This is a genomic window from Microcoleus vaginatus PCC 9802 (assembly GCA_022701275.1).
In the GTDB taxonomy this organism is placed as follows: Bacteria; Cyanobacteriota; Cyanobacteriia; order Cyanobacteriales; family Microcoleaceae; genus Microcoleus; species Microcoleus vaginatus_A.
The window spans coordinates 5,501,606-5,526,824 of sequence record CP031740.1 but is presented as its reverse complement, the minus strand read 5'-3'; the positions used below and the strand labels follow the sequence as shown (position 1 = coordinate 5,526,824).

Annotated in this window: 19 protein-coding genes; 5 read left to right on the top strand and 14 right to left on the bottom strand. The window is 44.8% G+C overall.

Annotated elements, in window-relative coordinates; translation table 11 throughout:
• The first annotated feature begins 119 nt into the window (after positions 1–119).
• Both D0A34_22775 and D0A34_22770 read left to right on the top strand, forming a co-directional pair.
• A complete protein-coding gene (locus tag D0A34_22775; GenBank protein UNU21292.1) occupies positions 120–515 on the top strand; it encodes a response regulator in 396 nt (131 codons plus the stop codon).
• The gene (locus D0A34_22770) at positions 512–3,118 is read left to right on the top strand and encodes a PAS domain S-box protein (GenBank protein UNU21291.1); all 2,607 of its coding nucleotides are present in this window, start codon (positions 512–514) and stop codon (positions 3,116–3,118) included. The genes D0A34_22775 and D0A34_22770 overlap by 4 nt, the downstream gene beginning before the upstream one ends.
• A gap of 102 nt (positions 3,119–3,220) precedes the next feature.
• On the opposite strand, the gene D0A34_22765 is transcribed toward D0A34_22770, so the two are convergent.
• The 7 genes from D0A34_22765 to D0A34_22735 form a co-directional block, all read right to left on the bottom strand.
• Entirely contained in the window at positions 3,221–4,309 is a 1,089-nt protein-coding gene (locus tag D0A34_22765) for a hybrid sensor histidine kinase/response regulator (protein ID UNU21290.1), read from the bottom strand.
• 124 nt (positions 4,310–4,433) lie between these two features.
• A complete protein-coding gene (locus D0A34_22760; GenBank protein UNU21289.1) occupies positions 4,434–5,936 on the bottom strand; it encodes a hybrid sensor histidine kinase/response regulator in 1,503 nt (500 codons plus the stop codon).
• 91 nt (positions 5,937–6,027) lie between these two features.
• Entirely contained in the window at positions 6,028–6,240 is a 213-nt protein-coding gene (locus tag D0A34_22755) for a response regulator (GenBank protein UNU21288.1), read from the bottom strand.
• A gap of 245 nt (positions 6,241–6,485) precedes the next feature.
• The gene (locus D0A34_22750; GenBank protein UNU21287.1) at positions 6,486–6,932 is read right to left on the bottom strand and encodes a response regulator; all 447 of its coding nucleotides are present in this window, start codon (positions 6,930–6,932) and stop codon (positions 6,486–6,488) included.
• A 45-nt stretch (positions 6,933–6,977) separates the two neighbouring features.
• Complete coding sequence (locus D0A34_22745; protein ID UNU22423.1) at positions 6,978–9,773, bottom strand: PAS domain S-box protein; 2,796 nt, start codon at positions 9,771–9,773, stop codon at positions 6,978–6,980.
• Between the two features lie 505 nt (positions 9,774–10,278).
• Positions 10,279–12,294 carry a transketolase gene (gene tkt, locus D0A34_22740; protein ID UNU21286.1) on the bottom strand — a complete coding sequence of 672 codons (2,016 nt, stop codon included), beginning with the start codon at positions 12,292–12,294 and terminating at the stop codon, positions 10,279–10,281.
• A 160-nt stretch (positions 12,295–12,454) separates the two neighbouring features.
• Positions 12,455–12,727: a hypothetical protein gene (locus tag D0A34_22735; GenBank protein ID UNU21285.1), complete on the bottom strand. Its 273-nt coding sequence runs from the start codon at positions 12,725–12,727 to the stop codon at positions 12,455–12,457.
• A 57-nt stretch (positions 12,728–12,784) separates the two neighbouring features.
• Between D0A34_22735 and lysS the strand changes: the two genes are divergently transcribed.
• The gene (lysS, locus tag D0A34_22730) at positions 12,785–14,338 is read left to right on the top strand and encodes a lysine--tRNA ligase (protein UNU21284.1); all 1,554 of its coding nucleotides are present in this window, start codon (positions 12,785–12,787) and stop codon (positions 14,336–14,338) included.
• 154 nt (positions 14,339–14,492) lie between these two features.
• On the opposite strand, the gene D0A34_22725 is transcribed toward lysS, so the two are convergent.
• The 5 genes from D0A34_22725 to D0A34_22705 form a co-directional block, all read right to left on the bottom strand.
• Positions 14,493–15,092: a TerD family protein gene (locus tag D0A34_22725; GenBank protein UNU21283.1), complete on the bottom strand. Its 600-nt coding sequence runs from the start codon at positions 15,090–15,092 to the stop codon at positions 14,493–14,495.
• A gap of 81 nt (positions 15,093–15,173) precedes the next feature.
• Positions 15,174–16,676 carry a stress protein gene (locus D0A34_22720; protein ID UNU21282.1) on the bottom strand — a complete coding sequence of 501 codons (1,503 nt, stop codon included), beginning with the start codon at positions 16,674–16,676 and terminating at the stop codon, positions 15,174–15,176.
• A 54-nt stretch (positions 16,677–16,730) separates the two neighbouring features.
• Positions 16,731–17,300 carry a TerD family protein gene (locus tag D0A34_22715; GenBank protein UNU21281.1) on the bottom strand — a complete coding sequence of 190 codons (570 nt, stop codon included), beginning with the start codon at positions 17,298–17,300 and terminating at the stop codon, positions 16,731–16,733.
• Between the two features lie 173 nt (positions 17,301–17,473).
• Positions 17,474–18,007 (bottom strand): peptide deformylase, encoded by a 534-nt coding sequence (gene def, locus D0A34_22710; protein ID UNU21280.1) that lies wholly within the window; start codon positions 18,005–18,007, stop codon positions 17,474–17,476.
• Positions 18,008–18,101: 94 nt separating this feature from the next.
• Positions 18,102–19,343 (bottom strand): PDZ domain-containing protein, encoded by a 1,242-nt coding sequence (locus tag D0A34_22705; protein UNU22422.1) that lies wholly within the window; start codon positions 19,341–19,343, stop codon positions 18,102–18,104.
• Between the two features lie 193 nt (positions 19,344–19,536).
• Between D0A34_22705 and dnaA the strand changes: the two genes are divergently transcribed.
• The gene (gene dnaA, locus D0A34_22700) at positions 19,537–20,901 is read left to right on the top strand and encodes a chromosomal replication initiator protein DnaA (protein ID UNU22421.1); all 1,365 of its coding nucleotides are present in this window, start codon (positions 19,537–19,539) and stop codon (positions 20,899–20,901) included.
• A 388-nt stretch (positions 20,902–21,289) separates the two neighbouring features.
• Here dnaA and D0A34_22695 read toward each other — a convergent pair whose 3' ends face one another.
• Positions 21,290–21,511 carry a hypothetical protein gene (locus tag D0A34_22695; protein UNU21279.1) on the bottom strand — a complete coding sequence of 74 codons (222 nt, stop codon included), beginning with the start codon at positions 21,509–21,511 and terminating at the stop codon, positions 21,290–21,292.
• 179 nt (positions 21,512–21,690) lie between these two features.
• Here D0A34_22695 and D0A34_22690 point away from each other — a divergent pair, with 179 nt between their 5' ends.
• Positions 21,691–22,830, top strand: coding sequence for a DNA polymerase III subunit beta (locus tag D0A34_22690; GenBank protein ID UNU21278.1), 1,140 nt, complete (start codon positions 21,691–21,693; stop codon positions 22,828–22,830).
• A gap of 108 nt (positions 22,831–22,938) precedes the next feature.
• Here D0A34_22690 and D0A34_22685 read toward each other — a convergent pair whose 3' ends face one another.
• Complete coding sequence (locus D0A34_22685) at positions 22,939–24,378, bottom strand: sensor histidine kinase (protein ID UNU21277.1); 1,440 nt, start codon at positions 24,376–24,378, stop codon at positions 22,939–22,941.
• Positions 24,379–25,219 lie beyond the last annotated feature (841 nt).

Below are 25,219 nucleotides of genomic sequence, written 5' to 3'. Positions count from 1 at the left end.
CGCAAACTGAAGTCGGGGGGCTGAAAATTTGCAGTCTACCCGCGCGGAATGTAGAATTTGGAAAACGGTGTGCTTACCCATCGGGCTTCACCCTCCCAAACTAAAGAAGGAAACTAGCGATGTCTAAACCAGCAATTTTGTGTGTTGACGATGAAGTAGGGGTGTTGGAAAGTCTGGAAATTGAACTGCAACAGGCTTTTAACGGTAAATATCTTTGGGAATTTGCTGAAAGTGCTGCCGAAGCCCTAGAGATTATTGAAGACCTATCTGAAGCTGAGGTTAAGATCCTAGTGATTGTCTCGGATTGGTTGATGCCCGGAATGAAAGGAGATGAGTTGCTAATTAAAATTCATCAAAAATATCCGCAAATTGTGACAGTGATGCTGACGGGACAAGCAGACAAAGAAGCCATCGAACGAACAAAAATTCAAGCAAACCTTCATGCTTTCATAGAAAAACCCTGGCAAAATCAAGAACTAATTGAAGCGATTAAGTCTGGTCTAGCAAATTTATGAAAAAACCAGTCATTATTTGTGTCGATGATGAGCAGACTATCCTCGATAGTCTGGAAATAGACCTGCTCAAAGCCTTTGAAGATAAATATTTAATTGAAACGGCTCAAAGTGGCGAAGAAGCTTTAGAGTTGCTGTCCGAACTTTTAGCAGAACAGTATGAAGTTCCTGTGGTTATTTCGGATCATATCATGCCTAGTATGAAAGGAGACGAACTATTAAGGAGCGTTCATGCTATCTCGCCGAACACTCTTAAGATTATGCTGACGGGGCAGGCCGATTTGGAGGCGGTGGCCAATGCTATTAACTATGCTAAATTGTACCGATACATACCTAAACCTTGGCAAGGTGACGACTTAAAATTAACTGTTACGGAGGCAATATATAGATATTTTCAAGATAAGGAGTTAGCTAAAAAACAAATAGAACTTCAGGAAATGAATCAGGAGCTGGTGAAATTAAATCGCAAGCAGGCAATGCTGATTGCCCAACTCCACGAAAACGAAAGTCGCTTGACGCAATATTTAGAAGCTATGCCATTGGGTGTGTGTGTACTTGATGCAAATGGGCAATCTTTCTACGCTAATCAGAAGGCGCGGGATGTATTTGGCAAAGGCACTGTGCCGCATATTAATTCAGAGCAAAAAGCAGCTATTTATCAATTCTATAAAGCCGGAACTAATCAAAGATGCCCCGTGGAAGAATTGCCAATTATGCGGGCGCTTAGGGGTGAAAATGTGCGGACTGAGGCTGTAGAAATTCGTACAGCTAATAAGATTATTCCTGTAGAAAGTTGGGCGACTCCAATTTATGATTCTACAGGCGACATTTCCTATGCGATTATTGCTTTTACTGACATAACTGAACGCAAACAAGCTGAAGCGGCACTAATTCAAGCTGAAGAAAAGTATCGCGGGATATTTGAAAATGCTCTAGAAGGTATTTTTCAGATGACGCCGGACGGATATTTTATCAGTGCGAATCCTGCTCTGGCGGAAATTTACGGCTACGATTCCGCGTCAGAATTGATAGAAAGTATTAATGATATTCAGAAGCAATTGTACGTCGAACCGAACCGCCGTCAAGAGTTTCGGGCGCTGATGAAACAGCACGGTACTCTGTGTGAGTTTGATTCTCAGGTTTACTGTCGAGATGGCAGCATTATCTGGATTTCGGAGTATGCGCGCACAGTTTATGATGCTAATGGTGAAGTGCTTTACTATCAGGGTTTTGCTAAGGATATTAGTTTGCAAAGACAGGTGGAAGTGGAACGAATCAGGTTTACTAATGATTTAAAACAAGCTTTAGCAGCCGAGGAAAAGTTAAATGAGGCACTGTCAGAAAACGAAAGCCGATTGACTCAATTCCTGGAAGCGATGCCAGTGGGAATATTTGTTGTGGATGGTAAGGGTCAACCTTTTTACATGAATTCTTGGGGCGAAAGGATACTAGCCCAAGGTTTAATTTTTGATGGGGGTACTGACCAATTTCCTGAAGCTTATCATTTTTACGACGCTGGAACTAATCAATTGTATCCGAGGGATAGGCAACCGATTGTTCGGGCGTTGCGGGGAGAATTTGTGCGTATGGACGATCTAGAAATTCATGGGTCGGATCGGATTGTGCCGATCGAGGTTTGGGCGACTCCAATCTACGACGAACGGAAAAACATAGTTTACGCGATCGCAGCTTTTCAAGACATCACAGAACGTCAAGAGGTAGAAACCGAGCGCCGCCAATTCACAGACGAGTTACAAAAAGCTTTAGCAGCGGAAGAAAAATTAACAGATGCTTACGGGCGGTTTGTGCCGCACGAATTTCTCCACTTTCTGGGATATGAAAGTATTCTGGAAGTCAAATTAGGCGATCAGGTACAGAAAGAAATGTCGGTGCTATTTTCAGATATTCGCGATTTCACTTCTCTTTCTGAAACGATGAATCCCGAAGAAAATTTTCAATTCATTAATGATTATTTTTCGCGGATGGAACCGGGAATTACTGACAATTTTGGTTTTATTGATAAATACATTGGCGATGCGATTATGGCACTGTTTGATGGCAGTGCGGACGATGCTGTAAAAGCTGGAATTGCTATGCTAGAACAGCTTAACGAGTATAATATTAGTCGTACTCAGCCCGATCGCCCGCCGCTGCAAATTGGCATTGGAATCAATACGGGTTCTTTGATGTTAGGCACCGTTGGCGGTCAAAGTCGGATGGACAGCACGGTGATTAGTGATGCGGTAAACTTAGCCTCCCGCGTGGAAAGTTTGACAAAAGAGTATGGAGTGTCGATGTTAATTACTCACAATACTTTTCTACAGTTGAACGATATTTATGATTTTAGGTTGATCGATCGCCTAGCAGTTAAAGGCAAATCACGAATGGTAACAGTTTATGAAGTATTTGCGGCCGATCCGCCAGAGTTACGACAGAAAAAGTTAGAGACAAAGACAATGTTTGAGCAAGCTTTGATACTCTACAATAGTGACAGGTTAGTCGAAGCTAAAAGATTGTTTTCCGCGTGCCTGGAAATCAACCCTCAGGATAAGGTAGCTCAAATTTATATGAAGCGGTGTCTGAAACCGGCGATCGCTCCTCCATAATACAATTTTAAATTTTAGAGTTTAGAATTGAGCAGGATTTATTCCATAATGGTTGGAGTTTGCCTACAGTTACATTTTTTTTGAAACTGGTATAATCATTTTTTAGACAGGCAGGGAAACGCAAACTATGGTTTCTTGCTGCGGTAAACTTTCTATTTTAAATTCTCCTCCGTGCAATTCTACAAGGCGTTGAACAATAGCCAGCCCCAATCCCAAACCTGCTTGTTGGTAAAGTTTGCGATCGAACTGCCTGTAAGCTTCTAGCTGTGCAATCTGATCGGCAGTCATGCCGCGGCCTTTGTCTTTGACAGACAGAATAAAAGTCTGATTTTCGACGAAAGTGCTTAATAAAATCGGTGTTCCTTCTAAAGAAAATTTGAAGGCATTGTCCAATAATTCTTCAACAATTTTTGCGAGTCTGACAGAATCCATAGCTACTGACGAATCTTGCAAGTTTAATTGTAAATCGTCGGTTCTATTCGCGTGTTTTGCTTGCTGCCGCGCTTTTTGACTCAGCAAAGACTTTACACAGCTAAATTCGCTATTTCGCATCTCCTTTAGCAGTTCGGGATTTGTGGCTGCTATCTCCAGTTCTGCATACAGCAAAAAGTTCTGAATCAGTCGATACAAGCGATGACCGGAAGTTTGAATTTGACCGATCATCTCTAAAATATCTGATTCCTCTAAGACCTGATATTCTGACAGAATCAGCTCAGAAAAACCCAGGATTGCATTCAGAGGAGTCCGCAATTCGTGGGGCAGCGACATACTAATATTAGTGCGTAATTCGTCTAGCGTCTTTTGAGATTGTCGGCTAATTGTTTTTTGTTTTTCAAGTCTAATAGCAATGGCTTTTAGCAGTTCTTGCGGCGTACACGGCTTAGTAATGTAATCGTCAGCTCCCAGTTCCATGCCCGTGCGAACGTCAATTTTATCGGCTTTGGCTGTGAGGAAAATAAAGGGAATTGTGGCAGTCAAGGGTTCGGAGCGCAAAGCTTTGATGACGCCGTGACCGTCTACTTCCGGCATCATCATGTCGCACAAAATTAAATCCGGGATTTTTTCGATCGCCAATTTGATGCCGACTTTGCCGTTAATCGCTCCTATTCCTTCAAAATTCTCGGCTTCCAGCAACTCTAAAATATTCTCTCTAATCGCTTCTTCGTCTTCTATTACCAAAATCTTAGCCACGGTGATAGCTCCTTTTAGTTAGTAGTTTCTTGGAAAATTCTGGGTTCAGACACTTGATAAGTTTGTTTGTTAGGCGCTTAATTAATGGTTAAGTAGGAGATATGTATAGTTGAGAATTCAGTTGTTATTGATTGGGAGGGCAAATTAGAGGCAAGGTAATAGTGAAAGTTGTGCCTTTTCCTTCTTGACTGTCGATCGCGAGTTGGCCGGCGTGAAGTTCCACAGCCCTCTTCACAATTGCTAAACCGAGACCGGTTCCCGAAATAGTGCCGACATTTGTAGCTCGGTAAAAAGTTTCTAATATCCGCTCTCGATCGGCTTGGGGAATGCCGATGCCCTGGTCTTGAACTTGGAAAACAGCTTCTTGGTTTTGACAGTTGAGGTGCAAGGAAACTGTACTGCCGACGGGGGAATATTTGATGGCATTTGAGAGGACATTTCCCAAGATTTGCTGCAGCAGTTTTTCATCCATTTGAGCCTCGCAGTTGCCGCCTTCATATTGAAAGGCGATCGGGTGTTGGTTGCTGTCGTTGAGCTGCTGCTCTTCTACCAGTTGACGGCAAAATTTTTCGAGGTTTAAGGAAACCGGTTGAAACTGCAAGGTATTGGCTTCGATTTTGCCAATTACGAGGATATCTTCTAATAACTCTGTCATGCGTTTAATTGCTAATTGAATCCGCACAAAATGAGTAGATTTTTTATCTTGGGACCACTGAGAACTGTAATCTTGCAGCAATCCAGCGGAAAATTGGATGGTTGTCAAAGGTGTGCGGAACTCGTGGGAAACCATTGTGACAAATTTAGCTCGCAGTTCTGAAAGTTCCTTTTCTCGTGCGAGGGCTTTGAGAATTTCCGCTTCTGCTCGTTTACGATCGCTAATGTCACGGGCTTCCGCAATCAGCAGCAAAACTTGTCCTGTTTCATTTTTAACAGGTTTCAGTGAGAAATCAACGGTCATAATTTGGCCACTTTTGCCTAACAAGTCGATTTCGCTGCGGAAAAACTCGCCACGACTTGCTTTGCCGATCGCGCATTGCAATTGTTCGGAAACCTGTGGCGACTGGGCCCAAATCGCCATTTCCCACATCGGGCGGCCCACAATACCCTCCGATCGCAATCCGGCAAAATCGAGGGTTGTCTCGTTCACTTCCAGCACAATTCCTTCGGGAGTCAGCAGCTTGGTTAGCTGAAATGATGAGTCAAAAATCGCCCGAAAGCGGCGCTCGCTTTCCCGCAGCATTTGAAAGGTTTGAGAGCGTTCGATCGCGTAGCGGATCGTCCGCACTAATAATTGAGTAGTAATTTGACCTTTAACAATATAGTCTTGAGCTCCCAAGCGAACTGATTCGAGGGCGATCGCCTCATCGTCCAAGCCTGTCATTACCACCATTGGCACATCCGGAGCAACTTCTCGCAGGCGAGTTAGCGTTTCCAAACCGCGACTGTCGGGCAAAGAAAGGTCGAGCAAAACTACATCAAAGGGTTGTTTACACAGTTGTGCGATCGCCTCATGCAGGAACTCAACAGACACCAGTTCCCACTCGACACCCACAGATACTTCTAACAGTTCTGCAAGCAAATCAGCATCAGCAGGATTGTCTTCTACTAACAGAATTTTAATCCACATAGCTTAGACGTTTTTGACTGTAAAATTTTTACTCTACCAATCTTAGGTTAAACTTTTCCGCTTTCCCATGCCATTTTCAACTTGAAAATTATTATTTGGGAACTGTCACCACCACCAGCCACCAATCCTTAATCCATCTCACCAGCTTAGCGACTTGACTAAAATCTATAGGCTTAGTGATGTAGCACCGGGCTGACAGGGCATAAAACTTGAGCATCTCTTCATCGGCTGCTGAGGTTGTCATAATTACCACTGGAATCATTTTTAACTTGAGTGCTGAGTTGATTTCTATTAATATTTCCAACCATTTTTTTATGCACAATCAAGTTAAGCAGAATTAAATTGGGACGAGAAGGCGAACAGAAAAGCCTGCTTTATTCAATCAAATTATTGCTTATACCATATTTTATACTATTTGCAAATTGTTAAAAATTGGCTGGTCGGCAGCTTTTATAAAGTCCATTCAGCATCGCTGAGCGAATCATCCACCACCCAAATTTCCATAGGTTAAAAGTTTTTAGAGCGCTCATAAGCAAAGCATCTGTTCGTTTAATTTAGAGGAAGTTTGACGACGGCCAGCCAGAAGTCCTCAATTAACCTGACTACTTTAGTAAATTCTACGAAGTCTACCGGCTTGGTTATGTAACAGTTGGCGTGGAGCGAGTAGGACTTAAAAATATCTTCTGGAGCTGCTGAAGTGCTGAGAATCACTACAGGAATTAATTTTAAGGTTGGGTCAGTTTTAATTTCTTCTAGCACTTCAATACCGCTTTTTTTTGGCAGATGCAAATCGAGCAAAATCAAATCGGGACGAGGTACCCTAAGATAGGGTTCTTTTCGGCGCAAAAACTTGATTGCTTCGACTCCATCCTCCACAAAATGCAAGTTATTCAATATTTTACCCTGATTGAGGACTTCTATTGCCAAATCGGCATCGCTGGGAGAATCCTCAATCAGCAGAATCTCTATAGGTCTAACAGTGCTTCGATCGCTCATAATCGGCGTATCCTTAGTATAAAAACAAAATTGAACTTTGAGGCTTCAGGTACTAATTATAGGAATAGTAAAGTAAAAAGTCGCTCCTTTTCCCTCCTGAGATTCCACCCAGATCCGACCGCCGTGGCGTTCAACAATGCGCTTGCACATCGCCAAACCTATACCAGTACCGGAATATTGGCGACGGGAGTGCAGGCGCGCAAAAATGATAAAAATGCGATCGGCATACTGCGGATCGATGCCAATGCCGTTATCGCTGACACTGAACACCCATTCACTCTCTTGCCTGCAGGCAGCGATATGAATCAACGGGATATCTTGGCGACAAAATTTGATGCTGTTGGCGAGCAAATTTTGGAATAATTGCACCAGTTGAAATTCATCCGCCATCACGGTTGGCATCGCGTCGCAGGTGATTACAGCTTTTGTTTCGGCGATCGCAATTTGCAAATTGCACATAGTTTGCTTAACCACAGCCTTGCAGTCGGCCAGCTCAAACTCCTGGCCCCTCGTTCCCAGGCGCGAATACGCCAACAAATCGTTAATTAACTGCTGCATTCTGGTGGCGCCATCGACAATATAATTAATATACTTATCTGCGCGATCGTCCAAATTTCCTTGATAGCGCTGGGCAAGCAATTGAGTGTAACTGGTAACGGCTCGGAGCGGTTCTTGCAAATCATGGGAAGCCACATAAGCAAATTGTTCTAATTCCTCATTGGAACGCTTCAAATCTTCTGTAAGTTGCAGCATTTGCTGCTCTGCTTCTTTGCGGTCTGTAATGTTGTAAACCAAGGCACAACAAGACAGCAAATTCCCCTGGGAGTCCCTAACTGGACTGGTAGACATATCAGTCCAAATATCTTTGCCGTCCTTGGTTTTGAATTTAAATTCGTGTTGTTCACCAATACCTTGCTTGCGCCGATCAACATTATCAAGAGCTTGTGGTTTTTCCGGTTCGTCCATAAAATCAAAAATCGACCGCCCGAACATTTCTAATTCACTATAGCCGAGCATTCGCGCCATTGCGTGGTTCACGTAAGTTGTCAGGGCATTGCTGTCAATTACCCAAATACCTTCTTCTGCTAATTCAACTATTTGCCTGTATTTGAATTCGCTTTCCTGCAAAGCTGTTTCAGTTAGTTTGCGCTCGGTGATATCTTTCATAAAACAGTGGTGACCGTTAAAGATACCTTGTGCATCGCAAGCTTTTACCATCGTTAATTGCTTGTAAAAAGACGAGCCATTTTTCCGAACGCCTCTAGCTTCTACTTCTACTTTGCCAAAAATTAGCATTTCCTGATAAGCTGAGAGCATCATCTCAACATCGCCCGGATGTACGGTGAGCTGCCATTTCATGCCAAGCATTTGTTCCGGTTCGTAACCGCATTTATGAGCGTAAGCTCGGTTAACATTCACGTAGCGCCCCTCAATATCCAGCCGCGAAATGCCTTCCACCGCATTTTGCATGGCACTGGTGAGGTCGCGCAGCTCTTTTTCAGCTTGTTTGCGATCGCTAATATCCTGGCCGATACCCAAAAAACCGTTAATATTTCCGTTGCTGTCAAATAAGGCAGTCACCGACAGCAGTACCGGAAACCGCGAACCATCTTTGCGAATGTAAGTCCATTCATTTTCGTCAGCTATTTGCCGGCACGGCAAGGCAAATAATACTTGAATTCCCGGCTCTATTTTCACTCCCAATTCTTGAGAAAGAACTTCAGCTCTTTTAGCTATCTCCAGAGGCTCGTGAATTATTGCTAACGTGACTTTTCCGACCACTTCTTCTAGCGAATAACCTAAAAGTTGCTCTGCCGCCCGATTAAATGTTTTAATTGTACCGTCGGGATCTGTAGAAATAATTGTGTAGTTAGCGCTATTAAGAATTGCATTTTGCAGTTGCGTCAATTCCAACAAAGTGAGTGCAATTTTTTCGCGGTAGGCTATTTCTTTTTGCAATGTCTGGTTAGAAATTTCAATTTGAGCAGTGCGCTCAGCAACTCGATGCTCCAGAGTTTCATTGAGCAGTCGATTTTCCTCTTCTACCTGCTTGCGTTCTGTAATATCAGTAATAGTACAAACATAACTTTTAACCTCCCCCTTTTCTCCGATTTGACCGACAGCTTGACCGAATACCCAAATGATTTGAGTGTGATTAATACCTTGAAAGCGGTACTCAGATTTAAACGGCAATTTGTCCTGCGTGGGGCTATACCATTCAGTAAAAACCCGCTCGCGGTCGTCTGGATGAATGCCTTGCAACCACCCTTTGCCCAAAGCTTCATCGCAGGTAATTCCCGAAATTTGACACCAGCGCTCGTTGACATACAAGCAGTCTCCTACAGCATCTGCATAAAATATTCCCACCGGCGAAGCTTCAGTTAAAGTTTGATAGCGAGCTTCCGTTTCTCGGCGCTCAATGATTTCTTTTTGCAGTATTGAATCGATCATCCCTAATTGAGTTGGACTGAGGAGAGTTAATGCTTGGGGAACTAAAGGAATTAATGCAAAAGCGGTGTAAGCAGAAATCGCGGCGGTAATAATTTTCAGACTGCCAGAAACCCAATAAACAGGATGCCAAAGCGTCCAAACTTCCATTATATGAGTAGTGCCGCAAGAGATAATAAAGGCTGCAAGCAGCCAAAAGATGTTACGGAAGGGCAAGTCTTTTCGCTGACCGATAAAATAAATTAGGGATAGCGGTATTGAATAGTAGGCCAGGGCAATTATAGAGTCTGACACTATGTGGAGCGCGACTAGCTCTCGCTGCCAAAGGTAACAGTAGCCTTGAGGAATATAATTCCCGGTGAATAATAGGTGATTTAAAAATTTCCAAATCATCATAAATGGAATGGGTAATCGAGAATTGGTAATGGGTAATGGGTAATTGGTAAGCGGGAATTGGTAATTGGTAATTTAACCCAATGACTTATAACCTATCTCAAATTTTTGAAAGATACAGTCTTGAACGCACCGGGGGCTAAAAACCCGGTTTCTGGTTGGATGCCTCGTTGCCAAACCGAATATTGTGGTAGAAACTGGTTTTTCTTCCGTAACTCTTAATATAGCAATTCTCAATGATTCGCGAGCTGTAGCGAGCTCTAGGTTGGGTAGAACGAAGTGAAACCCCATATTCCGATTTTAGATTTTAGATTTTAGCTTTTCCTTCCTTCTTCCTTATCTTCTAGATAACTAAAGCCTTTTCTCCTAGATAACTAAAGCCTTCTTCCATCCATCTGTTACATCCGTTACATCCGTTACAGAATCCGTTGTCGAACTTCTTCCTTCTTCTATAAAAAATGGGGCGAGCTCAAAGCCCGCCCCACCAAAAATTATGCTGCTGCTATTAACCCAACAGCGCCTGAGCCTTAGCTACCACATTATCAACGGTGTAGCCAAACTTTTCTAAAGCAACGGGGCCCGGTGCAGAAGCGCCGAATGTGTCGATGCTGATGCTGTCGCCTTCGGAACCCAAATAACGTCCCCAGCCGAAGCTACAAGCTGCTTCAACTGCCAACCGTTTAGTAACAGCTTTCGGCAGTACAGATTCGCGGTAAGCGGCATCTTGTAAGTCAAACAATTCCCAGCAAGGCATCGAAACTACGCGCACTTTATTGCCTGCGGCGCGCAATTTTTCAGCGGCATCAACGCAGAGGTATGTTTCGCCGCCGGTGCCGATTAAAATGATGTCGGGAGTGCCGCCGTCGTCAGACAAAACGTAAGCGCCTTTGGCAGTTCCTTCGATCGAGCTTCCAGCTAAGTTAGGCAAGTTTTGGCGCGACAAAGCCATTAAAGTTGGGCGAGTGCGGCTTTCAACTGCCACTTTGTAAGCGCCGGATGTTTCATTACCATCCGCAGGGCGCATTACCAACAAATCGGGAATTACTCGCAGAGAAGCGATGGTTTCCACGGGTTGGTGAGTGGGGCCGTCTTCGCCCAAGGCTACGGAGTCGTGAGTCATTACGTAAATAACTCCAGCTTCCGATAGTGCAGAGAGGCGAATTGCTCCCCGCATATAGTCAGCAAATACCAAGAAAGTGGCGCAGTAAGGAATTAAACCACCGTGCAGAAGCATACCGTTCGCGATCGCACCCATGCCGTGTTCCCGCACACCAAAGCGCAGGTTACGTCCTTCGTACTGACCTTTTTGGAAGTCTTTTTCACCCTTGAGCAAAGTCATGTTAGAAGATGCCAAGTCAGCGGAACCCCCGATCAATTCAGGTAGGACACCTGCCAAAGCATTCAAACATTTTCCAGAATGATTCCGAGTCGAATCTGCCTTATCTTCCGGGTTGTATGTCGGCAAAACTTTATCCCAACCTTCAGGAAGTTTGCCGGCAACCGTGCGCTCATATTCTGCAGCTTCTGCAGGATATGCTGCTTTATAAGCATCAAAAGCTTTCTGCCATTCTTGCTCAGCTTGAGCGCCTCGTTCGACTGCTTTGCGGAAGTGTGACAAAGCATCCTCAGGAATCTCAAACGGTGCGTGTTCCCACTTCAAGAAATCGCGAGTTGCTTGCACTTCATCGGTACCCAAAGCAGCACCGTGAGCACTGTAGGAATTGCGCTTGTTTGGAGAACCGTAACCAATGACGGTGCGGACTTTAATCATGGACGGTTTGTCCGTGACTTTTTTGGCTTCTTCAATAGCTTTGTGAACTGCTTCTAGGTTAGTATCTTCGTCTAGAGCGGTATTGTCTACTGTAATAACGTGCCAGTTGTAAGCTTCAAAACGCTTGCCCACATCTTCAGTAAAGGCCAAGCTTGTGTCGCCTTCAATAGAAATGTGATTGTCATCGTACAAGGCAATTAATTTGCCGAGTCCGAGGTGTCCGGCCAAAGAACAAGCTTCGGCAGAAACACCTTCCATGTGGCAGCCGTCACCCAAAATTACATAGGTGTAGTGGTCAACAATTGTGTGGTCGGGCTTGTTAAACTTAGCAGCGAGGTGAGCTTCTGCCATTGCCAAACCGACGCCATTAGCAATTCCTTGTCCCAGGGGGCCGGTGGTAACTTCTACGCCTTCGGTCATGAAGTTTTCGGGGTGTCCGGGGGTTCTGGATTCCCACTGGCGAAATTGCTTGATGTCGTCGATGGTGACGCTCTCGTAGCCGGTCAAGTACAGGAGGGCGTACTGTAGCATACAGCCGTGGCCGGCGGAGAGGACGAAGCGATCGCGATTAAACCACTTGGGGTTTTTGGGGTTGAACCGCATGAACCGATCCCACAGCACAAAGGCCATAGGGGCAGCGCCCATCGGCAGTCCCGGGTGTCCTGATTTTGCTTTTTCTACCGCATCGATGGCCAAAAAGCGGATAGAGTTGATGCAGAGTTCTTCGAGTGATTGGGTTGCAACAGCCATAATTCTGGTTTTTATATGTTAAGAGAGAGTGTGTGTGGTCGATTCTGACAGAGGTGCGATGAGCCGAGTTCGATCGCTCGCGTTTCTGCTGTTCAGTTTCTATGGAACTGCCGTGAGGCTGCACTACTTATCATCTCACCAGTTGCGCTCGACAGACAACTTAATTTTTTAATGTTTCGGTCGCTTTGTGCAGTCGATCACAAATTGTTATCGGAGATATTTCTGGGGCGAGTGCGGCTCTGTGCGATCGGGTTACGAGAGGGTGTAACTTATTATTTGGCAAATTGGCTCTCAAAACCACCCTGTTATGATAGAGTTTGGTGTTTCTGACATCTTGCAGCTTTGTCAGGAACCGGCAAGATGCCTGTTCCACAAAGAGTGAATTTTCTTGTGGGGAGTAGGGGTTGGGCTCTTCTAGCCCACCCGATCGCACGATCGCCAGAATAGTGCAAGATGTCAGATATTTGTAATTTTAATCAGGCAATAACTAATGACTCTCAGTGAAGCCGAAGTCCGCAGTCAAAAAGTAGACGAACTGCGATCGCAAGGCATAGAACCGTATCCCAGTGAATCCTACGCGCGATCGCACACAGCCAAGCAAGTTCGCGAAATATTTAGTCAGCCGGGAAAAGAACTCGAAAACGGAGAAACTGACCCCGAAGAAATTTCCCTGCGATTAGCTGGCCGCATCACTTCCAAGCGAGACAGCGGCAAAATTGGTTTTATCGATTTAAAAGACGCCACAGACAAAATTCAACTCAAAATCGAGAAAGCAATCGTCACCGGCGAAGTCGGTTTGAGCTTTGAACAAATTAAAAAATTGCTCGATGTTGGGGATTTTGTCGGCGTCGAAGGTATCGGCTGCCGCACCCCCAGGGGAGAACTTTCTATTTTAGTGAGGGAATTAAAGCTTTTATCAAAAGCTACCATTCAATTTCCCGATGCTTATTACGGAATTAACGACCCCGAAGTTTGCCGCCGTCACCGCGAAATGGATTTGGCAAGCAACCAAGATGCGCTCAACCGTTTTATGCTTCGCAGCCGCATCGTTCAAAGCATCCGTTCCTATCTCTGGCAAGCCAATTTTTACGAAATAGAAACGCCAACACTGCAAGCTATTTACGGCGGTGCTGCTGCTAAGCCCTTCATCACTCACCACAATGCTTTGGATGTGGATTTGTATTTGCGAGTGGCTCCCGAATTATTCTTAAAAAGAGCAATTTGCGGCGGTTTCGAGCGAGTATTTGAACTAGGGAAAGCATTTAGAAATGAGGGAATTGACAGCACCCACAATCCAGAGTTTACCTCTTTAGAAGTTTACCAAGCTTATGCTGATGTTTTCGACATTTTAACAGTTGTCGAAGACGTGATGTGTTTCGCAGCGGCGGCGGTATTTGGGGATGTCAAGGAAATTGAAAATCAGGGGGAAACGATTAGTTTAGAACGCAAGTTCGACTACAGCGAAAAATATCCCGGTTTTAGTGGCAAACACTGGCAAGTGAAAACGATGGTAGAAGCTGTCAGAGACGAGTTTGGGCTGGATTTTGACACTTTAGACTTGGAAAGTGCGATCGCTTCTGCAACCAAACTAGAATTGCACCTGTCTAAGTTAGAACAACAGAGTCTAGGCTACGTGCTGTACGCGGTTTTTGACAAATTAGTTGTTCCCAAACTAATTCAACCTACATTCATCATCGACTACCCTGTTGAAGTCAGTCCCTTAGCAAAAGGACATCGCAGCAAGCCGGGATTTGTAGAACGTTTCGAGCTATTTATCAACGGTACAGAATACTCGAACGGCTTCTCAGAATTGAACGATCCGAAAGAGCAAAGAAAGCGGTTTGAGGAACAGTTAGCACAGAAAAATGCGGGCGATGATGAAGCGCATCCAATGGATGAAGACTTTATTCAAGCGCTATCTTTGGGAATGCCTAACTGTGCGGGGATGGGCATCGGTGTAGACAGATTGGTGATGCTTTTAACTAATACTCAAAGCATCCGCGATGCGGTGATGTTCCCAACAATGCGGCCGATTAAAGATTGATGGGAGTAGCTTTTTTGGAGATGTCTAATAAGTAAATGGGGATTTGTTAACCGCAGATATCAGCGGATTAACACAGATAAACGCAGATGAAATTCCATCTGCGTTTATCTGCGTTTATCTGCCTTGATCGGCGGTTAAAAAAACATTTTTGATATCACCGCATAAACGAACCGACAACACCGTTCAAATCTTCAGCCAAAGGATTTCCCAAAGCCTTAAACTTCCACTCGCCGCCTTCTCGATAAACTTCTCCCATCAACATATTTAATTTTCCTTCATAAGAAGGGTCATTTGACAAGCGATAGCGAGCTATTTCTTTCCCGGCGGCATCTACAGCTCTCACGAAAGCATTTTGTACCAGACCAAAATGCTGTTTTCTCTCTTTTCCATCGTAAATATTTACGCCCAAAATTATTTTGTGATATTGTGCTGGCAAAGAACTCAGTTTCACCAATATTTGTTCGTCATCTCCTTCTCCCTCTCCCGTGAGATTGTCGCCGGAGTGAACCACTGTTTTGTCATTTGACTCCAAATGAGAGTAATAAATTACATCTTCTTTGTAGTTCTTTAATTTGCCATTTTCTCCCAGCAGCAGAGCGTAGGAATCTAAGTCAAAATTTGCACCGCTGCTGCGGCCGAAAAGACCTTTTTTAGCTTGCGCTACATCCCAACCCAAAGCCATTGTTAATCGGGATAAGTCGTATTCGCTTTTGCTGAGAACGATCGATTGTCCTTTTGTCAAGTTGATAGCCATAGTTTTGTGATTGTGTAAGGTTTATTGGGAAGTTGAATGATTGCCCTAAGCTAGCATTTTGTTGGGCGGCAAAAGCTGTTTCTAGGGTAAGAGATTTTTGATTCGTGCTGATTTTACCCAATGCGGATATTCGGCGGTCAACAAATCGTATAATTCCTCATCGGCAATATGTTCCGGGTCTTCTAAACTGAAGAAATCGGCGTTGTCTAGGTAGCGAGCGCCCATTTCGTCAAGCTGTTCTAGAAAGCTAAAATCGCTGGCTACGGATCTTGCTAACCACCCTCGAACTCCCTTACTTTTGACATCTTTCTGCGACGTGCCGATCGCCATAAACTGCCAAAATATCGGCTCGTGGGACGACCATTGTAGCTGCTGCTTGCTTTCCGATTCGTCAGCAGTTTCTCCATCCGTTACAAACATCACGTAGACAGGTCGATCGGCTTTCATAGCTGCGTAGCGCCTGCTACCGCGACCATCAGGAAAATAGAACTTTCTAATTTCCTTCATCACTTTACCGTAGTAAGTACCTCCTTCTAAAGGATACTGTTGCAATATATGGTGAATGAAGTTTGAGAAATTGTCTATCGACATTTCACCGGGATTGTGGGGGTTGACTCCGAACAGAAATATGTCGATCGATCCGTTGTCATCAAACCGACACCCCAAAGCCAAAATCTTCTCTGCCAAACGCTGAATTTTTCCTGAACGGTATAGGGAAGACATAGAAGCAGAAATATCGAGGCAAAGCGCTACTTGAGCATCGTGATTTGTGAGATTTGCCTTTTTTAGCGAGATATCGGCTTTCTTCGCCAGATTGAAAATGTGCGGCGCTTTTTCCTGAAGCTTTTTGTCTAATGCTATAGATTTATGACTTTTGTGGCTATCTTCAATAACTGGTAATTTAGGCAGTTCTACTGTAATTTTTGCTGGGTTTTCTTGCTGTTGAATCTCAGAATGATACTTGTCAACAAAACTCTGTAACCCTGCTTTATATCCTTGTCCTACGGCCTGAAATCTCCAAGCTGCATCTTTTTTATACAACCGTCCGAACTCGACTGCTGTTTCTTCAGAAAAACCTTCTGTTAAATCATAGCGGGCTAGTTCGCTGCCGGTTTCGCGATCGTACAATCGGATAAAAGCATTTCTGATTTGGCTAAAATTTTGATGTTTAGCTTGTGCGTCGTGAATCGTGACCACAAAAACCATTTCCTCAACAGCAGCCGTTACCTTTTCTAAGTCTACATAAATTGTCTCGTCATCTCCTTGAGTTTGACCCGTTTGATTATCTCCCGAATGGGCGATTGCTCCGTCCGGCGACTGCGAGTTATTGTAAAATACAAAGTATCTTTCATCGGGAATTTTGCCGTCCGAACCTAATGCAAAAACAGAGGCATCGATATCGCAGCTTTGCTGGTTTGATTCCGATAAATTGAGGTCAGTTGCTATTTCCCATCCCAGGGCGATCGCAACTTTTGTTAAAGTTGGAGATGTTTTAGAAAGATTAAATCTTTCACCTTTCTTTAATTGAATGCCCATCTGGTTTATCACCTCATGAGTCTGATTGCTTAAAATCGAGGGAAACATTCCTGGTTCCGAATTTCCCCTCGATTTATTTAGCTACTAGCGATCGACCTTTTATCAGGCATACTTATCTACAAAGCTTTGCAAGCCGGAATTGTAGCCATCTCCTACAGCTTGGAACCTCCACTCGCCGTCTTTCTTGTAAAGTCTGCCAAATTCTACCGCTGTCTCCTTAGCATAATCCTCGTCCAAATCGTACTTCGCTACCTCTGTGTTGGTAGTAGTGTCGTAAATCCTGATAAAAGCATTCCGCACTTGACCGAAGTTTTGCCTTCTCAATTCTGCTTCGTGGATAGTTACCACAAACACAATTTCTTGCACCGCCGGATCGACTTTGGTTAAATCGACGGTAACGGTTTCATCATCGCCAAATCCTTCTCCGGTTCTGCTATCTCCCAGATGTATTACAGCAGTGTCCGGCGACTCCTTGTTGTTGTAGAAAACAAAGTATTTTTCGCTAGGAATTTTGCCAGTAGCCCCCAACATAAACACGGAAGCATCTAAGTCAAATGCTGCGCCGGTGTCTGTAGCATTGGTATCCCATCCCAAACCAATCCCGGCATTTTTTAGCCCCGGTGCTTCTTTAGAGAGATTGATTCTCCCGCCTTTTTCCAAATTGATAGACATTCGCCCTCCTATTCACAACATCAATGGCGTTATTGATCGCAATTATATCAATTATTAGAGGAGCTTGACAAATTGCTGCTGGTACTTATCTTCTGTCAATCGATTTTAGATTTTAGATTTTAGAATTGACCCCACGCATAAATCCGGGCGCTTTGTACCCTGAATGTTTGCGGCTATAGCAGGTTGACAATTTGCTTTTGGTACTCATCTTCTGTCATCAGTTCGTGGGTATTTTCCACTCTGTCTAAAAACACGATTCCATCTAAATGGTCGTGTTCGTGTTGAAAAATTCGAGCCACAAAGTCTGTCAATTCTTGTTGGTGGAGTTTGCCGTCTCTACTGGTGTATTCTATCTCGATCGCCCTACTTCTGGGCACCAATCCCCGAATCCCTGGAATGCTCAAACAGCCTTCCCAGTCTTTGACTGTCTCTGTTGATGCAGCCACAATCCGGGGATTAATCATCGCTGTGGGTTCCATGTGGGGTGCTTGAGGATACCGCAAATTGGGACGGGATGCGACGATGAACAGGCGATCGGACTGAGCCGCTTGAGGGGCGGCAATCCCCACTCCGTTCGCGTGTTGTACGGTGGAGATTAAGCTGTCAATCAACTCTTGAATGCGATCGTCCTTAATATTCTCGACAAGTTGCGACTTGCGGCGCAGTACAGGATTTCCTAATTGTGAGATTTGTAAGAGTTCTGCCATAGTTATTGGTTAGTGGTTATTGGTTAGTCGTTAACTACTGACAAATTATTATTTCCTTCTTCCTTCTTCCTTCTTCCTTCTTCCTTCTTCCTTCCTATCTAACTTTTTGAACCGGCAAACTCCCCGGTTTAACACTCAAATTAACTATTTGCCCGTTGCGGTTGATTTCCATTTGCAACAGCCCGCCAACCTTAGCATTTTGCACGAACTCCTGAACAGCTTCCGACTGAATAATTGGCTGATTGTTAATTTTTTGAATCACATCTCCAGCCCGCAAACCTGCCGCCGCAGCGGGAGAAGCAGGAACTACACTAACAATAGCCACACCCCGATCGACTGCAACTCGCAGGCTGCTGTTAGCGTTGCTGTTAATTTGCTCCTTAACATCCGGAGTCAGCGTCGCCATTTCAATTCCCAAATAAGCGTGTTCGACTTTCCCAGTCGTAATCAGTTCCTTGGCCACCTGTTGGGCCGCCTGAATGGGAATGGCAAACCCCAATCCTTGAGCACCTTGAATAATCGCCGTATTCATGCCAATAACTTGGCCCGAAGCATTCAGCAGCGGGCCACCAGAATTCCCCGGATTAATTGCAGCGTCTGTTTGAATAAAACCGACTCGCTTGTCGGGTACGCCCACATCAGAGCTCGATCGCCCCGTAGCGCTAATAATCCCCGCAGTTACGGAATTGTCCAAACCCAAAGGATTACCGATCGCGATCGCCCATTCCCCAGACAACAGCTTATCCGAATTGCCGATCGCCACCACAGGCACATTATTCGCCTCAATCTTCACTACAGCCACATCCGTCACCTTATCCGCCCCCAACACCCGCCCCTGAAAGCTGCGGCCGTCCTTGAGAGTTACATTTACCGTATCGGCTCCCTCTACAACGTGAGCGTTAGTGAGAATCACGCCGTCGGCACCGATGACAAAACCCGAACCCGTGCCCCGTTCGATCCCGCCCCTGCCACCCGAATTCGGTTCTATGCCAAAAAAATCTTCCGGCGACAAGCCTCTATTTCCCGGTTTCACCCGCCGCGAAGCATCGATCCGAACCACTGCCGGCCCAACTTTTGCCACCGCAGCCACAATAAAATTCACATTAGTCCCGTCCCCCGACAAGGAAGCAGGCGGCAAGACTTTGCTAGCTTGATCCTTTGTATTACGAGGCAGTTGCAATTTCGGTTCCAGCGCCCTTTGTCCCGAATCGCCAGAATTTGCACGAAATTGAGAAACCGTCAGACGATCGCCCAACATGGCGGCCCCGGCTCCCGTTACCAGCAGCAATATGTAAATTGCCGGTTGCTTCCAAAATTTGCCAGTAGAACTCTTCATTGCCATGTTTTAAGGCTTTCCTGCCAAATCTAAATATTTGCTGAGCAGCTCCTCGATACCTGGTTTGGGCTGCAGAGCCGCCAAATTTTTGGGCGATCGGCAGACTCCCTTAAACTTTAGCATCTGAGGACTAAACTCTCTAGACTGTAGAATTAATATCTTGAATGCCGATCGGCAGAGGTGAGCAGTGGACATTCCGCTCGAAAGTCTGTGGAATCAGATACTTGAACGTCTCCAGGTACAACTTAGCAGACCTAGCTTTGAGACGTGGATCAAAACTGCCAGGGCTGAACAACTCGAAAATAACTGTTTGATTGTCAGCGCCCCCAACCCCTTTGCTCGCAATTGGTTGCAAAAATATTACGTCAAAACCATTGCCGATGCAGTCTACGAAATTCTCGGCTATCCCGTAGAAATTTACTTGACAATTGCCGGGGGAAACGAAACAGGCGGCAGCAATGACTCCGGCATGATTTGGCCCTCCCCCATCGCGGATGTCCCGGAAAGCCACTCGCTTCACCCCCCCAAACCCGCCAATTTAAACCCCAAATACCTATTTTCCCGCTTTGTTGTCGGTTCTAACAACCGCATGGCTCACGCTGCCTCCCTCGCGGTAGCCGAGTCGCCGGGCAGAGAATTCAATCCCCTATTTTTGTGCGGTGGCGTCGGTTTGGGCAAAACTCATTTGATGCAGGCGATCGGTCATTATCGCTTGGAAATTGACCCCAACGCCAAGATTTTTTACGTTTCTACTGAGAAATTTACTAACGATTTAATCGCCGCCATTCGCAAAGACAGTATGCAAACTTTCCGCGATCATTATCGGGCCGCAGATGTTTTATTAATAGATGACATCCAATTTATTGAAGGCAAAGAATACACTCAAGAAGAATTTTTTCACACTTTTAATACGCTGCACGAATCCGGAAACCAAGTAGTTTTAGCTTCTGACCGTCCGCCACAGCAAATCCCCCGTCTGCAAGAGCGTTTGTGTTCCCGATTTTCCATGGGATTAATTGCCGACATTCAATTGCCCGACTTGGAAACTAGGATGGCAATTTTGCAGAAAAAAGCCGAGTATGAAAATATGCGGCTGCCGCGAGATGTGATTGAATACATTGCTTCTAGTTACACTTCCAACGTTCGGGAATTGGAAGGTGCTTTGATTCGGGCGGTAGCATATCTTTCAATTACTGGTTTGCCGATGACCGTGGAAAATATTGCCCCGGTTTTGAATCCGCAAACTGAAAGCGTAGAGGCAACGCCAGATGCAGTAATTGCAGTTGTGGCTGAGGAGTTTGATGTTTCTGTTGAAGATTTGAAAGGAATTTCCCGCCGACGAGAAATTAGTCTGGCACGTCAAATAGGGATGTATTTAATTCGGCAGCATACTGGTTTGAGTTTGCCGAAAGTTGGCGAAGTATTCGGTGGCAAAGATCACACGACTGTGCTTTACAGTTGCGAAAAAATTGCTCAGTTGCGGAACACTGACCCGAATTTGGCTCAAACTTTGCGTCAGTTGAGCGATCGAATTAATGTTGTCAGCCGCAAAAGTTAATTTGAACTGAGATGTTGCACCATTCTCAATAATCTTTTCATGGGCGGGCAGGATGCCCACCCCACAAGAAAATCTACTCTTTGTGGAACGGGCATCTTGCCCGTTCTTGAGAATGGTGCAAGATGTGAGTTTTAAGGAAGAAGGAAAGCAAAACCAGTGATTCGGACACGGATAAACAGATAGGCAACGTAGGACACGGCAATGCCGTTTCCCTACCCCCAAATAATCATGAGCACTCCATGAGAGATGTAACCATCGCCCGATTAATTGTAGGGAAACGGCACCGCGCCCTGTCCCGAGTGTGGGTAATATCAATTTCGATGCCACCAGATTTGATATTGCCTGTGGAAAAACCTGTGGAAAATTTGCCCTCCATTTGTGGAAAACTTTACTTGATCGCCCGAAACAGTTTTTGCACAAAAATGGGCGGGCGATCGACCGCAACAGCTTTTCCACAAGTTTTCCACAGGTATTTATTACCTAGAGGTGATGCCCAGCCAGCAGTTAGCTTTTTTTTCCACAGTTTCCACAGGGCGATCGATACAAAAATAATTGAATAAATTAAAAAAAACTGGTGATCCCTGCGTACCCTACACACATAGTTCGCCACGCGCGCTGACCTCAGAAACCCGGTTTCTACGAAGATTTCTCGTTTTTACAGGCAAAATTTTGCCTAGAAACCGGGTTTCTAGGCCCATGATTAACCCCTACACACAGAAAAACTGACCCGCCGGCTTTCTGTGATACGATTTGTTTCTGTTTCAAATCCGGTTAATTAACCTTCCTACCATGAAATTGGTTTGCACCCAAAGTGACCTCAACGCCAACCTCTCGTTGGTAAGTCGGGCCGTTCCCTCCCGCCCGACACATCCGGTACTAGCCAACGTGCTCTTAGTAGCGGATGAGGAAAATCAGCGGGTTAGCTTGACAGCTTTCGATCTCAGTTTGGGCATCCGTACCAGCTTCGCAGCAGAAGTGACTGGCGGCGGCAGTTTTACCATACCCGCAAAATTACTTAACGATATTGTTTCGAGACTCCCAGATGGAGAGATTACTTTAGAAGACGAAGCGGGGGACACCGTAGCATATCTCACTTGCAGTTCTGGCAGCTATCAAGTTAGAGGCATGGGCCCGGAAGAATTCCCAGAATTGCCCGCAATCGAAGCCGGAACAATCCTCAAATTGCCGCCGGAAGCCTTGATAGAAGGACTCAAAGGAACTTTATTTGCTACTAGCCCCGACGAGGCAAAACAGGTACTTGCAGGCGTGCATTTAAAGGTATTGCAAGATTGCCTGGAATTTGCAGCTACAGACGGCCACAGATTGGCAGTAGTTCAAACTGCAAATGAAAAAGCTGAAGGCGAAGAAACGCAAGAAGAATTTGAGGTGACAGTCCCCGCTAAAGCATTGCGGGAAGTAGAAAGAATGCTGGTGATGCGGCAGTGGACTGAACCTGTCACCCTGCATTTTGAACACGGTCAAGTAGTGTTTGAATGGGCAGACCAGCGGCTGACAACCCGCACCTTGGAAGGGCAGTATCCCGCATATCGCCAGTTGATTCCGCCCTCCTTTGAGCGGCAAATTACCTTAGAAAGGCGATCGTTCTTAGCAGCAGTAGAAAGAATTGCAGTGTTTGCAGACCAAAAAAATAATATTCTCAAATGCAGCATCGATGAGGAGAATCAGGAAATTACTTTGTCTGTAGATGCTAAAGATGTCGGCTGTGGCAAAGAGTCAATGCCCGCACAAATTTCTGGAGACAGTATAGATATTGCTTTCAACGTGAAATATCTGATTGATATCTTAAAAACGGCTCAATCCCCAGAAATTCAACTGCAATTAAACGGTGCTTTAGCCCCCGTAATTTTCCAGCCTTTGGGTGGAGTCAATGCTACATTCTTGGTGATGCCAGTTCAGCTTCGAGCGTAACCGATTAATAGGGGGGGGTTTTACAAACAATCTCCGCCTAAAATTGCTCGTCTAATAAACCCGCCCCCGCTTGGGCGGTAAATCCATATCGACCAGTCCCCCTGCCCTTCAAATCAATGGCAACAAAATTTCAAATTCCGTACCCGTACCGGGGGTTGAATGCAAATTCAACTTGCCTTTATGCTTTTCCGTAACAATTTGATGGGTAATTGCCAATCCCAAACCGGTACCTTTGCCGGCAGGTTTAGTAGTAAAAAATGTCTCAAAAATCCGCCGCTGAATTTCTGGCGGAATTCCCGGCCCGTTATCGGCAATTCTGATGGCTATCCAAGCGTTATTTGGATTTTTTTCGCCTGTTTCTGGGCTGAAACCGGCGTTTTGGGTGGTGCAGGATAGCTGTTTTGAATTTTGTCGATCGCCCATAACATAATTTTGAATTAATTCTGAATTCACGCAGTCTCCGTCAGAACTGTCTATTACCTCGGTTTCAATAGTAATCGAAGGCACAAAATCTTTTTCTTCTTTTACCTCTTCCAAAGCGTCGATCGCATTGCTGACGATATTCATAAATACCTGGCTCAACTGACCCGAGTAACACTTGACTAAAGGCAAATCACCATAGCTTTTAACTACTTCAATTCCGTACTTGAGACGGTTTTTCATAATTAGCAGCGTACTGTCAATACATTCATGGATGTTAGCTTGTTTCAAGTGGGTTTCGTCCATGTGAGAAAAGGTATGGAGGCTGGTAACGAGTTCGGTCAGCCTCTGTGATGAAACTTTCATGCTTTTGAGAATTTCCACCCAATCTTCTTGCAAAAAATCAAATTCTATGTGTTTTTTGAGTTGGTTAATTTTTTCGTTTTCACCGACAATGTGTTCGTAAGCAGACAGCAAGTCCATGATGTCTGTCGAATAGTTGGACAAAAAGCCTAGATTTCCGCTGATGCAGGTGACGGGATTTCTAATTTCGTGGGCGACTCCAGCTACCATCTGCCCCAAACTGGCTAGTTTTTCGGTTTGAATTAGTTGAGATTGAGTTTGCTGCCTCAGCAATTTTGTCGCTAGTTCGTGAATGTTGGATTGGGCTACTAACAGTTCGTGTACATCTAGCAAACTATAAGTTTGAGGCGACACTTGAACTACAATAGGTTCGTAAAGCAGTTCTTTCGATCGCAACAGCGACTTCCTTGCTGCATCCACGATTAAAGTATTGCTGGGAAAAATTAAACTCTCAGTTTCGGCAAAGCGGTACAAAGCCCTCACAGGTCGCTTTAAAAATAATTCTCGCCCAAAAGGACGGCTGATAAATTCTAAAAATCTCCGCCGGGAAATCATACCCGCAAATTCACCTTGATGGGTCACAATGACTCCCGGTAACAGCGGATTAGCTTCTAACATCTGAGAAATTCGCATTCCCCAATCCGTAGCTTCTACCTGAAAATCGTAAAGCGACAATTCTTTGAGAGTAGAGTCTAAACAAAGTTCTCCTAGGTCAGCCTCGGAGATGGGTGGGACTGGTCTTTCTACGCAGGAGGTATTCAACATAAATTCATCAGTACGCTTTTTTGGGGTTCTATTTGCTAGCAGACATTCAGCTACCAAAGGTCAGCAGATAAGTTGCTGAGTGCTTTGACCGGGATCATCCTGACAAACTGCTTTTTTAATTACACAAAAAACTGACTGTAGTAAATGGGATTTTACCACTTAAAGTATGAGGCAATCTTAAGTATTACCGATATAAATGCGCCCTGGCTATACCTGACTTTATTTTATACTGACTTGAGGGGTATTAACGCTTGGTTCGACTATTTAATTATTCATTAACCTGGAGTTCTCGTCTTAACCTATTTTTAATAATAAGATTACATTTTTCCCAAATATAATAAAGTCACAATAGAGGAAAATCGGAATTGCCCGATCGCCCGCCTCGCGGCCGAATGTACCCGTGGGTGCGCGTCCCTGAGTTTTAGGTCGCAAAATAACCGCGATGGTGTCCCGCCCCACAAGCTACGGCATTGGAAACTGAAGACACCGGGGGAAACGGCATTGCCGTTTCCCTACCCCACCATAATCACTTTTTTTCGATGAAATATTTAACCATCGCCCGCCGATTAATTGTAGGGAAACGACCAGGCGCGGTGTCATGACTGTGGGTAATATCAATTCCCATGCCACCGAATTAGATATCAGGCAGAAAATTTGAGTGTAATTCAAACAACTTTAACCATTCCAAATTATTTACTACCTAGCATTGATTAAATTATAAACTGTACCAATTGCAGCCCAGAAAAGGCATTATTAAATTTAAAATTTAATCATATACCAATGGTGAAAAGTAGGGACACATATATATTGTACGCCATCTCTATAGGGAAACGGTACGGCC

Bases quoted from the DNA above. Each gene is read 5' to 3' on its own strand.
- D0A34_22775 (UNU21292.1), top strand. From the start codon at position 120: ATGTCTAAACCAGCAATTTTGTGTGTTGACGATGAAGTAGGGGTGTTG.
- D0A34_22770 (UNU21291.1), top strand. From the start codon at position 512: ATGAAAAAACCAGTCATTATTTGTGTCGATGATGAGCAGACTATCCTC.
- D0A34_22760 (UNU21289.1), bottom strand. From the start codon at position 5,936: ATGTGGATTAAAATTCTGTTAGTAGAAGACAATCCTGCTGATGCTGAT.
- D0A34_22750 (UNU21287.1), bottom strand. From the start codon at position 6,932: ATGAGCGATCGAAGCACTGTTAGACCTATAGAGATTCTGCTGATTGAG.
- D0A34_22745 (UNU22423.1), bottom strand. From the start codon at position 9,773: ATGATTTGGAAATTTTTAAATCACCTATTATTCACCGGGAATTATATT.
- tkt (UNU21286.1), bottom strand. From the start codon at position 12,294: ATGGCTGTTGCAACCCAATCACTCGAAGAACTCTGCATCAACTCTATC.
- lysS (UNU21284.1), top strand. From the start codon at position 12,785: ATGACTCTCAGTGAAGCCGAAGTCCGCAGTCAAAAAGTAGACGAACTG.
- D0A34_22725 (UNU21283.1), bottom strand. From the start codon at position 15,092: ATGGCTATCAACTTGACAAAAGGACAATCGATCGTTCTCAGCAAAAGC.
- D0A34_22720 (UNU21282.1), bottom strand. From the start codon at position 16,676: ATGTTTCCCTCGATTTTAAGCAATCAGACTCATGAGGTGATAAACCAG.
- D0A34_22715 (UNU21281.1), bottom strand. From the start codon at position 17,300: ATGTCTATCAATTTGGAAAAAGGCGGGAGAATCAATCTCTCTAAAGAA.
- def (UNU21280.1), bottom strand. From the start codon at position 18,007: ATGGCAGAACTCTTACAAATCTCACAATTAGGAAATCCTGTACTGCGC.
- D0A34_22705 (UNU22422.1), bottom strand. From the start codon at position 19,343: ATGAAGAGTTCTACTGGCAAATTTTGGAAGCAACCGGCAATTTACATA.
- D0A34_22690 (UNU21278.1), top strand. From the start codon at position 21,691: ATGAAATTGGTTTGCACCCAAAGTGACCTCAACGCCAACCTCTCGTTG.
- D0A34_22685 (UNU21277.1), bottom strand. From the start codon at position 24,378: ATGTTGAATACCTCCTGCGTAGAAAGACCAGTCCCACCCATCTCCGAG.